The sequence below is a fragment of the Gracilibacillus ureilyticus genome, from assembly GCF_900111195.1.
Classification (GTDB): domain Bacteria; phylum Bacillota; class Bacilli; order Bacillales; family Amphibacillaceae; genus Gracilibacillus; species Gracilibacillus ureilyticus.
In genome coordinates this window covers 15,331-30,516 of the sequence record NZ_FOGL01000008.1, presented here as the reverse complement: position 1 = coordinate 30,516, position 15,186 = coordinate 15,331, and the positions used below count along the sequence as shown (strand labels likewise).

The window sequence follows — 15,186 nt, the reverse complement described above, 5'->3', positions numbered from 1 at the left end:
AAGTATGAGGAGGGAATAAGTATGAAAGGAATTATTGCCAAGGAGCCGGGAGGACGGGATCAGCTTGTTTATGTGGACGTGCCTGATCCGGTCGTGAATCCAGGAGATATATTAATTGAGGTTCATGCGGCTGCAGTAAATCGAACAGATATACTTAACCGGGAAGGGAAATTAGGGTATGTAAAAAATCCGGTAATCGGGATAGAAGTGGCAGGGATTGTTGTTGATGCAAATGGACATGGTGGCTTTTCTCATGGGGACAGGGTAATGGGCTTAGTAAACGGCGGTGCTTATGCGGAATATGTCACAATGCCTGCAAATCGGGCTATGAAGATTCCTGAAAACCTTGATTTCAATGCTGCTGCAGCTATACCAGAAGTGTTTTTAACTGCCTACCAGACATTGTACTGGATAGCGAAGTTATCAAAGCAGGAATCCGTCTTAATTCATGCAGGGGGAAGCGGTGTCGGTACTGCTGCAATTCAGCTTGCAAAGGGATTAAGTGATGCATTTGTCATTACAACAGCTGGAGCAGATAATAAATTGGCTAAATGCAAAGATCTGGGAGCGGACGTTTTAGTGAATTATAAAGAAAAAGACTTCGCACAGGAAGTGGAGAATGCAACAGAAGGAAGTGGGGTTTCTGTCATTCTGGATTTTGTCGGCGCCCAATACTGGAAACAAAATTATCAAAGTATTGCGATAGATGGACGCTGGGTTCTCATTGGTGTATTAGGTGGAAGCACGGTGGAAAAAGTCAAATTAATGGACCTGATGATGAAGAGGATCCAATTGACTGGAACACTATTAACACCTAGAAGTGACCAGTATAAAGCAGAATTGACCAGAGAATTTTCTGACGAAACGTATGAACTGTTTGAAAAAGGCGAATTAAAGCCGGTGATAGATACAATATACGCCATAGAAGAAGTCCAGAAGGCACATGAAATGATGGAAAAGAACAAGAATACAGGGAAAATTATTTTGAAAGTGAAGTCCTAGATAGGATGACTCTCACATATAATAACTAGCAATGCTCGTAATGAAGTGGGTATTGCACAGTGGGAGTATGTGCTGTGTTAGATCGGATTTTTTCTGGTTAGCCTTGTCGATAAATCCATTTTTTCAAATAAGCAGGTGATGAAATGACGAAAACAAAGAGTCAGGAAAATACATTACGTGTTCATTTCCCGGGAAATGAAGCTCATTTTGACGAAATAGGGTTATGGATTTGGCGTGATGTGGAGTATCCCTCAGAAACTGTTGGTTCGTGGCCTGATGGTGCATTGAGTTTTTTACCTGTCAATACTACTTCATATGGCCGCTTTATTGATATAGAGCTTGCTGATGATGCAGAAACGGCAGGTCTACTTATTAATAATCGAAATGGTGATAATTTATCCGGAGATTTATATGTGAAAATATTTGGAGAAAAATTAACAGAGGTATGGCTGAATGGTAATTATCAAATCTTCTATTATGAACCATTACAAAACCGGCTGCGTGTCCATTTTGACGAAAAAGAAGTTATGTATAATAAATACTGGCTAAGTGTAATAAAAGAAGGCAACATCATGCAAACATACCTCTGTTCTGAAGAACAGCCTTATATAGATATAGACAGTTCCACACTAACTGCCCCATATTATTTCATTGCAGGAAACCACAATACCGGATGGGAAACAGGTAAATTAACTGTCCCGCCAACAGGAAATCACTCCCAACTGTTTATTCGGAAATCTGATCAGCAAATATATACAAATCCCTACTACAGAAATGACGAACACATTCTCACGGCAAAGATATTATCAGATGGGAATGTGGAGATTCATTACACAAATAATATTAACTGTGACTTAGAGAGTGTAAAAGCAAATATAAAAATAGTCGATAAATATAATAATGAACATTCGTTTGAGCATGTAACTCAATCAGCTAGTAACCGTTTACACCTATCCGGAAACCTGGTGATCGAAAACCAGCCATTTAAGCTGATTCACTATGGGCAATTAATAAAGACAGTGCTGGATTGGCGAGTTAAAGACCAGCTGTTTTACTATGACGGTCCATTAGGGGTGCAGTTAAGCGATGATGGTAATTCTGCGATTTTAAGGGTTTGGTCTCCAAGTGCTGATAATGTTTGCGTAAGACTATATGATAAAGACAATCCTGATAGAGTCATTCGGAATCAAATTCAAATGGAATTTAATGGAGTGAGTGTATGGTGTATCACTCTTCATAAAGGAAACACCGGTTTGAAGAATTTAAAAGGCTACTATTATCACTTTTTAATCAAAAGAGAAGATCGGATTGTAGCTGCACTCGACCCATATGCAAAATCGATGGCACCCTGGAACAACAAAATCCATACTGCAGGTAAAGCTGCTATAGTAGACCCCACACGGATCGGTCCATCACTGGACCATGCGAGAATTTACGGTTATGAAGGAAGAGAAGATGCGATTATTTATGAAGTCCATGTTCGTGATTTTACCTCAGATCCTTCGATTGAGAAAAGCCTGTCTGCAGAATTTGGTACTTTTGCTGCCTTTTCAGAAAAATTGGATTACATTGCAAATCTTGGTGTTACACATATTCAGTTATTACCTGTAATGAGTTACTTTTTTTGTGATGAAACAAATAACAGAACGCGCTTACTAAAGTATGCTTCTTCCAATCAGAATTACAGCTGGGGTTATGACCCGCACAGTTTTTTCTCACTGAGTGGTTTTTACTCTGAACAACCGGCGAATCCGGAAAAAAGGGTGGAAGAATTTAAGCGTCTTATCAAAGAGATTCATCAGCTCGGTATCGGGGTGATTCTCGATGTTGTCTATAATCACACAGCAAAAGTGAGATTGCTGGAACATCTGGAGCCTAATTATTACCATTATATGAATGCTGACGGTACAACGAGGAGGAGCTTCGGTGGCGGGAGGATCGGTACAACACACAAAATGGCACGGAGATTATTGATAGATTCGCTAAAATACTGGTTAACAGAATTTAAGGTTGATGGATTCCGTTTTGATATGATGGGTGATCACGATGCGGAAACGATTCAACTGGCATGTGAGGAAGCGAAGAAAATCCATCCACATGTTCTCATGATTGGGGAAGGCTGGAGGACATATATGGGTGATGAAACAGTGCCGGAAGTAATCGCTGCAGATCAGGATTGGGCGGGTACTGCTAACAGTGTTGGATGTTTTTCGGATGAATTTCGCAATGAAATTAGATCTGGCTATGGATGTGAAGGGGAACAGCGTTTTATTACAAACGGTCCGAGAAATATTCAGAGGATTTTTAGTAATATTACTGCAATGCCAGGTAATTTTAAGGCAGGTGAACCAGGGGATGTCGTTCAGTATATAGAAGCACATGATAACCTGACATTACATGATGTAATTGGATATTCTTTAAAAAAAGACCCTGCCATGCACACGGAGGAGATTCACCGGAGGATTCGGCTTGGATATGTGCTATTACTGACTTCTCAGGGTACTGTATTTATTCATGCAGGAAGCGAATATGGCCGGACTAAGCAATTTTTACATCCGGATTATGAACAAGGTGTGAAGGTCCCGCCCTATAAATCTACTTATGTACTGGATGAACAAGGCGCTCCTGTCAAATTTCCCTACTTTATTCATGATTCATATAATGCAAGTGATTCCATTAACCGGTTTGATTGGCAGAAAGCATTGAATAAGGAGCAGTATCCGGTCCACTCGGGGACACGCAACTATGTAAGGGGACTGATCCAATTAAGACGGTCTGTTAAGCCTTTTCACTATGGTACAAAAAAAGAAATAGAGCAAAATGTCCAGCTGGTTCCTGTTCCGGAAATAGATCAGGAAGATGTAGCTATTGTTTATCGAGTAAACCATATATCCAGTGAGACGGAATACTATGTTTTCATCAATGCAGATCAAGTAGCCCGGACTTATACAATGTCAGAAGATTTAACAAATACAGAAATAATCACTGACAGCCAGACAGCTGGAGTAACGAAAATTTCCAAACCTATTGGTATTAGACTGACAGATAATCGTGTCATACTAGACCCGCTTACTGCAGTAATTATTAGAAAAAATACTGATTGAATTTATCAATTGTTGTCACGAAAAGGGTATGGGATGGTTAGATAAAGAAAGATGTATATTTTGTGAATTATTTCACAATCTTATTTTTCTTATAAAAGATTGTGATATAATGAACATATCAAGAAAGATGGAGTGGAGATAAATGATTACACTTGTTGCACTTACCCCGATATTAGCCGTATTTTTATTTTTAGTTTTATTAAGGATGCCGGCAATTAAAGCGATGCCTATCAGCTTAACCGTAACAGCAATACTAGCATTTTTTTACTGGAAAGTGCCGTTTGTTCAAATAACTGCATCCATGATTGAAGGTATATTAATTGGTATTTCTATCTTATACATTGTGTTTGGGGCTATTTTACTTCTTAACACATTACAAAACAGTGGTGCTATCGATTCGATCAGGAATTTCTTTATGGGGGTAACTCCAGACAGGAGAGTACAGGTTGTTTTAATCGCATGGTTGTTTGGTGCATTTATTGAAGGTGCAGCTGGATTCGGAACACCTGCTGCAATTGTTGCACCATTACTGGTTGTGTTAGGTTTTCCTCCGCTTGCAGCTGTAGTTGTTGCATTAATAGCTGACAGCAGCCCTGTTACTTTTGGTGCTGTTGGCACCCCATTAATTGTAGGAGTGGAGCAAGGGTTGATGGAAGGAGGAGGACTGGCACAAATTGCAGCTGTTTTCCTTGGGGATTTGCCGGTTAGTGATTACTTAAAAATTATTGCAAGCCAGGTAATGCAGTTCGATTTACTGACAGGAACTTTAATGCCATTCATTATGATCATTATTTTAACAAGGTTTTTTGGCAAAGAAAAGTCATGGAAAGATGGATTCGTTATGTGGCGGTTTGCGTTATTTGCCGGTTTTAGTTTTACGATACCTGCATTTATTGTCGCAACTTTTATTGGACCGGAATTTCCATCTATCATTGGCGGATTAACTGGTTTAATGCTCGTATTATATGTTATCAAAAAAGGCTGGATGATCCCGGAAAAAAGCTGGGACTTTGGCGAAAGAAAAACATGGTCTCAGGAATGGCTTGGAAATATGCCGCTTGTAAAAAAAGAGAATACCGTGAAGATGGCGTTAAAGAAGGCGTGGGTTCCGTATATACTGTTAGGTCTTCTGCTGATCATCACCCGGTTGGATGTTTTGCCAGTAAAAGACATGTTAAGAAGTGTAAAGGTTGGCTGGGAGAATATTCTTGGAACTTCTATAACAGCGATGTTTGAACCATTCTATTTACCTGGAACCGTTTTTATCATTGTTGTCCTTATTACTATCTTTTATCACAAAATGGGCAGGAAAGCAGTGTACCAAGCTTTTTCCACTTCAGGAAAAACACTTATCGGTACTGCAGTTACTTTGTTTACCGCTGTCCCGATGGTACGTATTTTTATCAATTCTGGTATAAATGAAGCAGGCTTTGCAAGTATGCCTGTAGAACTGGCTTACCAGGCATCTGAATTATTAGGTGCAAGCTGGCCGATAATGGCACCGTTTATCGGTGCACTCGGTTCATTTATTTCCGGAAGCGCAACATTCAGTAATATGATGTTCTCCTTATTCCAATTCTCAGTTGCGGATCAAGTCGGTTTGGAACCAACAACAATTGTCAGCCTTCAGGTGATGGGGGCAAATGCAGGTAATATGATATGTGTCGTTAACGTGGTTGCAGCAGCATCTGTTGTTGGTTTAGTCGGAAAAGAAGGACAGATTATCCGCATGACCCTGATTCCTATGTTGATTTATGCTGTGTTGGCAGGTATATTAGGCCTCATTTTCAGTTAACGAGTTTGAAAGATAGAGACTTTTGATCAGCAGAGGATCAAAAGTCTTTTTATTTACATAAATGAAACATTCCCGATTTTTGTGGTGACAAGTTTATCACGTTTCACGTAAAAGTGGAATGATTATGTAAAACATCTATACCGTGTTGCTTAATATATAAGATTTCATTATACTTTTTTAATAAGGAAAGCGGTTTCTTTTGGCGTGTCTTTGATTCTTTGAAATAGACTCACTGAATATAATGAATGAAAAGGAGGGTTTCCAATCTCTAAAAAACAACGGTATATTCGCAGATTGCTTGATTTTTTTCATTCGTTAAGTTTAAAAAGCAGGATTGCACTGATCTTTGCGATTAGCACACTTATTCCCGTTATATTTACAGTAATTTTTTCTTACTTTTCGATGTCTGATATATTAACAAGAAAACTCCATGAATCGATTCAAAGTAATCTGCAGCAAGTACGCTTATCAATGGAAAATACGATTGAGGATCTGAATTATGTTTCCCAGCAGATTGCTTATTCGGAGAATATCAGCTTTAAACTGAATGCATACCTTATGATGGAGCAAGGCTATCAGCGGGCGAAGTATTATGATGATGTGAAAAAAGAACTGAATCTTATCACATTCAGTAACCCAAATATTGGCTTATCGCTCATATACATGGAGCGTGACAGTCATTACTTATTCAACAGTCATGGTGTAAAAGAAGGGTTTAGGCTGAGAAATGATCCATTATTGATTGAAGGATTTGAAATGCATAATTTCGGTCCGCATCTCAGTATGGAGAGGTATAATACAGGTTATGTTTTATCAACAATCAGGCAGCTGCGCATCCCTAACCGTAAAGATATTTTTATTTATTTAGAATCAAACTTTGACCTGTCTAAAAGCCTGTTTAAGGAAGCGAGAAATATGGATGGAACAAGCTACCTTATTCTTGATGATTCAGACAATGTTATTTACAGTGATCACCCAGAATTTGCATATGGCACTTCTTTTTTTGCTGATAGTAAAATCCAAGCTGGAAAGCAGTCTGGTTATTACTGGTTTAAAGAAGAAACCAGTCGCGGATGGAGCATTATAGCATTAATTCCGATTGCTGAATATCAGCGGGAGGTAAATCACTGGGTCACACAAATGATTTATTTCGGTATTTTATTTTTAGTTCTCAGTTTAATTATTGCACTTTTACTATGGAAAACACTATACAAACCATTAAATGAATTCAATTATGAAATTAATCTGATGAAAAATAATAATTTCACCTCAGAGGTTATTCAGACAAATATTCCTGAATTTCGGGAGTTGACAATACAGTTTCGCCATATGAAAAAACAGATTGCCAGCTTAATTAATGAAATAGAGCAGAAGGAGAGGAAACGCGCAGATCTGGAAGTGGAAAAACTGGTTCATCAGATTAACCCGCACTTTTTAATGAATACATTAGATACAGCTAGATGGCTTGTTGTTGCAGGAGACAGGAAAGAAGCAACAAATCTGTTAACCTCACTGAATAAAATTCTTTACTACAATATGGGTAAGTTAGGCTTTCTTTCTACATTAGGCGAGGAACTGGAATCGATGGAGCAGTATATTCAGTTACAGCAGATCCGTTATGACTTTGATTACTGTCTCTATAACAATATTCCAGAAGAGGTGTTGCTTTCACCAGTACCAAGGTTTATCCTTCAGCCGATTGTAGAAAATGCGATTTACCATGGATTGGTTGATGACGGCACACTGGAAATCCATATTCAAACAAATGGTGAAATGGTGATCATAAAAGTGAAAGATGACGGGCGTGGAATGACTGAGGAAAAAATTCAATCGGTATTGGCTGATAATACTTACAGGCAATCAAGAAGCGGGATGGGGATAGGGTTAAATTATGTGAAGCGGATTCTCGAAAGGACTTATGCTGACAAGGCAAAGGTCGCCATGGAAAGCGTATTAGGTGAAGGTACGACGGTTATTTTAATCATTCCGTATATAAAAGGAGGGATCATCAATGATTAAAGTTTTACTGGTAGAGGATGATAAACTCGTCAGGAAAAGCTTAATTGCTGCATTTGACTGGAAATCATTTGGTATGGAAGTGGTTGGCGAAGCGAAGAATGGTGAAAAAGCACGAGAGTTTCTTCAGGAAAATCATGTGGATTTACTCATAACAGACCTGGCCATGCCAATTATGTCCGGAATAGAATTAATACGTATTGTAAAAGAGAGATATCCCGATATTTTTATCGTTGTATTGTCTTTGCACAGGGACTTTGAATACATCCAGGAAGCTATGCGGCTAGGAGCCATTGATTATATCGCCAAGGTAGAGCTGGACAGTGAAAATATGGATAAGACCCTTGCACGGATAAAGAAACGGATTGATGCAGAAATCCGGAAAAACCCTCGGTCATTTAACAAGGACACCATTTTTAACGGGTGGATTGTATTATTTGAGTATATGTCTGCTCACAATAAACAGACATTGGAAGAAATAATTCAAGAGGAGGAAATAATTTATACCGCTTCAGATGCAGTATTTGTCCCATTAGAAAATGACTGGAGGAAAAAAACATACGCTGGGAAAATATCTGCCATTCCAAGCTGGGAGGGCGCAATAATAATTATTAATGTGGACGACTCAAGCTCATGTACCTTCCAGCAATTACAGCAATTGATCCAGCGATTTAAGGAAAATATATTTTTTTACGAGTTAGATCAACCGAAATCAATAAACATAAGGGATATCGGCCAAATTCCGATCACTGTTTACCACCCTGAGACGGACAATATGAAAAAGGTAAGAGAGGAGTTACTCTCACTTCAATGGGTGTTCGAGCAGAATATTTTTAATAAAATGCTTTATGGGTTAAAGCAATTAAGACTAACAAAGAATAAATTAATGGAATTATTGATAATAACAATGAGCGAATGCCGCCGCATCTTTGCCGAAATTTTACCTGATGAAATTACTTTACCAGATTCCTTTCATTACTGGTATGAAGTAGAGCAATGGTTAGCTGAAACAAAAGCAAACATATCTGAAACGATTTATAAGAAAACCATTTCGAATGAAACGACTCAATGTATTATCAGGGCAATCTATTTAATCGAAAAAAGGTTAGGTGAAACGATTACCGCAACAGATATATCCGGGCAGGTCAATATGAGCAGAAGTTATTTTTGTGTTTGTTTTAAACAGGTAGCGGGATTCACTTTTCATGAATATGTGAAACTTTCCCGTATTAATAAAGCGAAACATTTTTTAGAAAACTCGCTGGAGAAAGTCTCACTTATAGCAGAGAAGGTTGGTTACACTGATGTGAAGTATTTTAGTAAAGTGTTTAAACAGGAGACAGGTTTCTTACCTAGTGAATACCGAAAGAAACATAAAAGGGTATAAAATTGTTTGGCAGGAGTATGACAGATGTATGATAAGCAGGAAAACAGTCATCGGCAGGATATTGTAACAAACAGATATCCCCGTTATATTCAGAACATCTCACTTATTGAATGCGCTTTCACAAGTGGTATGATGAAGCTGTAATAAATTTCTGAAAATGAAAGGGGAAGTAAAATGGATAGCAAAAAGAAATTATGGAGTATTTTAGCAATTATTTTTTTCTTCGTACTCGCAGCGTGTTCAAATGAGGAAACGACTGTCGAGGAAGATGCGGAAGAAAATCCACCGACAGCTTCGGAACCTGCTGACCCATTTGGAAAGTATGATGAAACAATCACCATTGCGATTGGACAAGAGGTTGATCCGAGTGATACTAGTTTGCAGGATGGAGATACACCGCTGGATAACCAGTACACACGACATGTAAAAGAAAATCTAAATATTGAGGTAGAGCACGCATTCACTGCCTCCCCATCCAATTATGACCAAAAGGTTAGTTTAGCCATTGCTAGTAATGATTTACCTGACGCAATGGTGGTAGGGCCAGTTGAATTAAGGCAGATGGTGGAAGCTGATCAAATTGCTGACCTGACAGAAATATATGAGAATTATGCTTCCCCTGCAATCAAGGAAATTATTGATAGTTCTGGTGGAGTAGCACTGGATAATGTAACTTTTGACGGTAAAATTATGGCAATCCCCAATTCCCAGGCCGGTGCAGATGGTGTTCATAATTTATGGATAAGGAAAGACTGGCTGGATAAGTTGGGTCTGGAGCCGCCTCAGACTGTAGAAGAATTAAAAGAAGTGGCAAGAGCGTTTGTGGAAGAAGACCCTGATGGAAATGGAGAAGATGACACAATCGGATTAGCAGGTCCTGATACAAGCAATAAGCTGTATGCCAATTTTATTGAGTCAACCAATAATTTATACGGCTTTGATGGGATCTTCTCTGCATTACATTCCTATCCTGGTTACTGGCTGGAAGGGGAGGACGGAAATCCGGTTTATGGATCGATTCTTCCGGAAACAAAAGAAGCACTATCTGTTTTACGGGATATGTACAGTGAAGGGCTGATTGATGCCGAAATGGGTGTTAGGGAAGACTCAGGGGAATCTATTATTAGCGGAAATACTGGTATGTTTTTTGGTCCGTTCTGGATGCCATACGGTCCATTAACGGATGCCGTTAAAAATAACCCTGATGCCAACTGGCAGTCATATGCTTTGCCACTGGATGCCAATGGAGAATATACCCCGCATTTAAGTACGACAACGACGCAATTTGTTGTAGTTAGAAAAGATTATGAACATCCGGAAGCTGCAATGAAAATATTAAATAACTTGTTAGCAAATGAATCCGAATTTGACCCAAGCATTGGCGGTCCTGGCTATTATCCGTTACGTCTGGTCTATGCCCCTGCAGATGAAATGGAGGTTACTACAGTTGCACTGAGGGAAGTACTCGCAGGTACGAAACAACCCGAGGACTTTTACGATATGCCTGCATATAAGCTTCTAAAGTCAGATGTTGACACGATTTTTGATGTGAAACTGGAACCTTACGATAATATGGATATTCAATATTGGGATATCGAAAATCATTTAGGTCAATGGACGAGAGCATATTCGGCATTGGTAGGAACGGCACCATTAGTTGACACAGAAATAAAAGGTGTAAAAAGTCTGATCTATTCCCAGACAAAAACAATGGAAGACAGATGGGTAAATCTGAAAAAACTGGAGGATGAGACTTTCCTGAAAATTATAATGGGTACGGAACCACTAGATGCGTTTGACCAATTTGTCGAAGACTGGAAGCAGCAAGGCGGAGATACAATTACTGAAGAAGTTGCAGAAGCGGTTAATTAAGTCTTCCTTACGTTAGGCGTCGATACGTATGGCGCCTTACGTATTCAAAAGGGTAAGGGGAGCGGTACGAATCGCAGAGAAGGGAGTTAAGGTAATGAAAACAAAGGGATTCGCCAAGCATTATTATTTAATGCTTGTTCCTGGATTTGTCTGGCTAATTTTATTTAGTATTGTACCGATGTTTGGGATAGTCATTGCATTTCAGAGTTATAATCCGGGCCAGGGGGTGTTTGGCTCAGAATTTGTTGGTTTAGAGACTTTCAAATATATGTTCACATTAAACGATACAATGAACGTATTTTATAACACCATATTTATTGCCATTATGAAAATAATCGGCAATTTAATTGTTCCTTTAGTTTTTGCCTTAATGTTGAATGAGTTACGTTATATTGGGCTTAAAAGATCGATTCAAACAATTGTTTATCTGCCCCACTTCCTCTCGTGGGTTATATTAGGCGGGGTTTTATTGGATATTTTTGCATACCAGGGTCCGATTAATCAGCTGCTTGGGATGTTCGGGATGGAGCCTGTACTTTTTTTTGGCCGGGCAGATCTGTTTCCTTTCTTAGTAGTTGGCAGTGATATATGGAAAGAGTTTGGGTTTAATACGATCATTTATTTAGCTGCATTAACCGGTATAAATCCTGCACTATACGAGGCTGCAGGTATTGATGGGGCAAATCGTTTAAAAATGCTGTGGCATGTTACATTGCCGGGGATCCGGACAACTGCCGTCTTATTAGCCGTATTAAGTCTTGGCAATGTGTTAAATGCAGGCTTTGACCAAATATTTAATTTATATAATCCGCTCGTCTATTCAACTGGCGATATTATTGATACATGGGTTTACAGGGCTGGATTGTTAAATCTGCAGTATGAATTAGCAACTGCTGTCGGTTTATTGAAGTCAGTCGTCGGATTTATATTAATCAGTCTTTCTTACTATTTAGCATATAAATTCACAAATTACCGGATTTTCTAAAGGAGGAGAAGTCCATGCTAAGAAGTAAATCGTTATCTTCCAGAATGGCGGACATAGTGTTAATTACTATTCTGGCGCTAGTTGCACTTACATGCATTCTGCCATTATGGTATACACTCTCCTTGTCATTAAGCTCCAAAACAGCTGCAGCGGCTGGAGCTGTCGCATTATGGCCGGTAGATTTTAATTTTGATTCCTATAAGCAATTATTACAGGACAGCCAATTTTTTAAATCTTTCTGGATTTCCATTCAAAGGGTGGTACTAGGAGCGGGTCTGAACTTTATTATCGTCCCTTTAATGGCATATCCGCTGTCAAAGACGGTAAAAGATTTTAAAGGAAGAAATGTGTTAATGTGGACACTTATTTTTACGATGTTATTTAATGGCGGCTTGATCCCGCTTTATCTAACCATTAAAGGTTACGGGCTAATGAACAGTATTTGGGCACTGGTTCTTGTAGGCGGGGCGCAGACAATTGTTTTCAACATTATCCTGACAATCAACTTTTTCAGGAATTTGCCGAAATCGTTGGAAGAGGCAGCATTGGTAGACGGGGCTGGTCCGTGGTATATTCTGTTTAAATTGTATATTCCACTTTCCATTCCAGTACTTGCTACAGTCTCCCTGTTCAGTATTGTCTACCACTGGAATGAATTTTTATATGGGTTAATATTTATGACGAGGGAAGAATTTTATCCATTGCAAACATATATTCAGCAATTAGTAGTCTCTGTTGATCCGTCCACAATGACAGAAGATCAATATAAGCGGATGAGTGAATTATCCAACCGGACACTGGATGCGGCAAAAATCTTTATAGCTATGATTCCAGTATTACTCGTTTATCCATTTTTACAGAAGTATTTTATTCATGGAATCACTCTGGGATCTGTGAAGGAATAAAGGTGGTGACAGAATGGAGCGGATATATTATTTAGCTGACACGATTTTGAGAGTCGTTTATGTAAATTTGCTGGCAATTGTTTTTTCCTTTGCCGGGCTGGTCATTTTTGGTTTCTTTCCGGCACTAGTGGCAACTTTCTATCTGATGAGAAAATGGTTACTGGGTGAAAGTGATCTGCCGATTGCAAGAACATTTCTAAATATATATAAACAATATTTTATAAAAAGCAATTTATCTGGTTTAATATTCGTTCTGACCGGCAGTTTATTATATATTAATTTGTCGATTGCGGAGGTTGCTCCGAATGAACTGATTCAATTAAGCTACTACCCTATCCTGACCGTTCTGATGGTTTTCCTTACATGCAGTCTGTTAATAATCCCGATATCTTTACAGTTTTCAGTGACATGGATCTCTGCAGTGAAGCATTCGTTTTTATTACTTTTTGTTAATCCGTTTCTGACCGTTTTACTAGCAGGAAGTGTGATAGCTTTCAGTTTTATTTTCAAAATTATTCCAGGGTTATTTTTGTTTACCGGTATAAGTATATTCGCATGTCTGGTTCAATTCTTTTCATTAAAGATCTTCCGGAGCATGGCAGCCCGGTCAAATAAAACTGAGCGCGATCAGTATGCGGCTGTCGAAAATTAATAACTCGTTCTTCAAAGCCGAACTGTTTGATATGTTCGGTTTTTTTATTTACGGAAGATGGAAGCGTATTCTTTTGTGGAATAGGAGGTGATAGTATAAAATTAAATATAATGGTAAATTCATGATTCGAATATTCACAGGGACCATGTCCATACATAATAATAATGAAAAAAGCCAGCCTGTGGAGTCAAAAATATGAGAGGGGAGAAATAAATTGAAAAACGTAAGGGCAGGAATTATTGGATTAGGTATTCAGGGGAAGAAATATGCCTCAATGATATTTGAGCAGAAAGTAGAGGGGCTGGAGCTTTCTGCTGTTTGCTCACGCTCATCATCAAAGAAGCAGTACGTGGAAAAGGAATATCCTGGTGTTACATTTTTTCAAAATTATGAAGAATTAATTCAATCAGATCAATTTGATGCGGTTATCATTTGTGTTCCCCATTATCAGCACACTGAGGTTGCAGAGTTTGCATTGCAGCATGATAAGCATGTTTTAGTGGAAAAACCGCTTTCTGTGTATGTCAGTCAGGCAGAGTCCCTAATGAAAACAGCAGAAAAGAAGAAACAGCTAACATTTGCAATGCTATTCAATCAACGTGCTAATTCGGTCCATCAGAGACTGAAAAAATTGCTTGCAGATCAAATAATTGGAGAAATCAGAAACTGGGACTGGACGATGAGTACGGTATGGCGAACCCAGGCATATTTTGATCAGAACGAATGGCGTGCTACATGGAAAGGTGAAGGTGGCGGTGTATTAATTAACCAGGCATCCCACCAGATTGATTTAATTCAATGGTTATTCGGAATGCCTGACAAGGTGTATGCCAATTTAAAGTATGGTTCCAGGCGGGATATAGAAGTAGATGATGACGTGACGGCATTTTTTCATTATGAGAATGGAGCAAGTGGTGTCTTTCAATCAAGAACTCATGATTACTTCGGAATAGACCGGTTGGAAATTTCAGGAGATAAAGGAAAGATAGTTGTAGAAGATAGTGAACGATTAATTGTGAAAACATTTAACAAGCCTGAACAGGAATGGAGCAGGGATCTCACACTTGATGAAATGAAGTCCTGTCACAATAATCCGGATCATTATACGGAAACGATCGAAGATTTCGGGGATGATTCGAATGATCCTTATGTAAGGATACTGGAAAACTTCGCGGCAAATATCAGGACAGATGAGACACTAATTGCTACAGGCTTCGATGGACTGAACAGTATGGAAATGATTAATGCCATTTATTTATCTGATTGGTTAAGGAAAGAAACAAAGTTACCGGTAGATCAGGAAGAATTTAAGAAACAGCTGACGAATCGGCAGTCTTGATGATATGCTGCTATCACATAGCTTGGCTTGATTAAATATGGCAAATAGAAACAGAGGAGATCCTTGATTTTATCGATTAATGATACATGGAAAAAATAATAAAGAAAAAAACCATGACAATTGACATGA

General features: G+C 38.7%; 10 protein-coding genes. All 10 read left to right on the top strand.

The features are described from left to right. Positions 1-21: 21 nt before the first annotated feature. The 10 genes from BMW36_RS09195 to BMW36_RS09150 all read left to right on the top strand — a co-directional run bounded on the left by BMW36_RS09195 (position 22) and on the right by BMW36_RS09150 (position 15,057). Positions 22-1,002: an NAD(P)H-quinone oxidoreductase gene (locus BMW36_RS09195; RefSeq protein WP_089740583.1), complete on the top strand. Its 981-nt coding sequence runs from the start codon at positions 22-24 to the stop codon at positions 1,000-1,002. A gap of 143 nt (positions 1,003-1,145) precedes the next feature. Beyond that, positions 1,146-4,106, top strand: coding sequence for a pullulanase (locus tag BMW36_RS09190; protein ID WP_089740582.1), 2,961 nt, complete (start codon positions 1,146-1,148; stop codon positions 4,104-4,106). 142 nt (positions 4,107-4,248) lie between these two features. Then, the gene (locus tag BMW36_RS09185) at positions 4,249-5,901 is read left to right on the top strand and encodes an L-lactate permease (RefSeq protein ID WP_089740581.1); all 1,653 of its coding nucleotides are present in this window, start codon (positions 4,249-4,251) and stop codon (positions 5,899-5,901) included. 294 nt (positions 5,902-6,195) lie between these two features. Then, positions 6,196-7,920 (top strand): sensor histidine kinase, encoded by a 1,725-nt coding sequence (locus BMW36_RS09180; RefSeq protein ID WP_089740580.1) that lies wholly within the window; start codon positions 6,196-6,198, stop codon positions 7,918-7,920. Next, a complete protein-coding gene (locus BMW36_RS09175) occupies positions 7,913-9,304 on the top strand; it encodes a response regulator transcription factor (protein ID WP_089740579.1) in 1,392 nt (463 codons plus the stop codon). Before BMW36_RS09180 ends, BMW36_RS09175 begins: the two co-directional genes overlap by 8 nt. Positions 9,305-9,478: 174 nt before the next feature. After that, positions 9,479-11,176: an extracellular solute-binding protein gene (locus BMW36_RS09170; protein ID WP_089740578.1), complete on the top strand. Its 1,698-nt coding sequence runs from the start codon at positions 9,479-9,481 to the stop codon at positions 11,174-11,176. Positions 11,177-11,270: 94 nt separating this feature from the next. Continuing rightward, entirely contained in the window at positions 11,271-12,161 is an 891-nt protein-coding gene (locus tag BMW36_RS09165) for an ABC transporter permease (RefSeq protein ID WP_089740577.1), read from the top strand. A gap of 14 nt (positions 12,162-12,175) precedes the next feature. Then, positions 12,176-13,066: a carbohydrate ABC transporter permease gene (locus BMW36_RS09160; protein ID WP_089740576.1), complete on the top strand. Its 891-nt coding sequence runs from the start codon at positions 12,176-12,178 to the stop codon at positions 13,064-13,066. Between the two features lie 13 nt (positions 13,067-13,079). Continuing rightward, the gene (locus BMW36_RS09155) at positions 13,080-13,718 is read left to right on the top strand and encodes a YesL family protein (protein WP_089740575.1); all 639 of its coding nucleotides are present in this window, start codon (positions 13,080-13,082) and stop codon (positions 13,716-13,718) included. 214 nt (positions 13,719-13,932) lie between these two features. Beyond that, complete coding sequence (locus BMW36_RS09150) at positions 13,933-15,057, top strand: Gfo/Idh/MocA family protein (RefSeq protein ID WP_089740574.1); 1,125 nt, start codon at positions 13,933-13,935, stop codon at positions 15,055-15,057. The last annotated feature ends 129 nt before the right edge of the window (positions 15,058-15,186 follow it).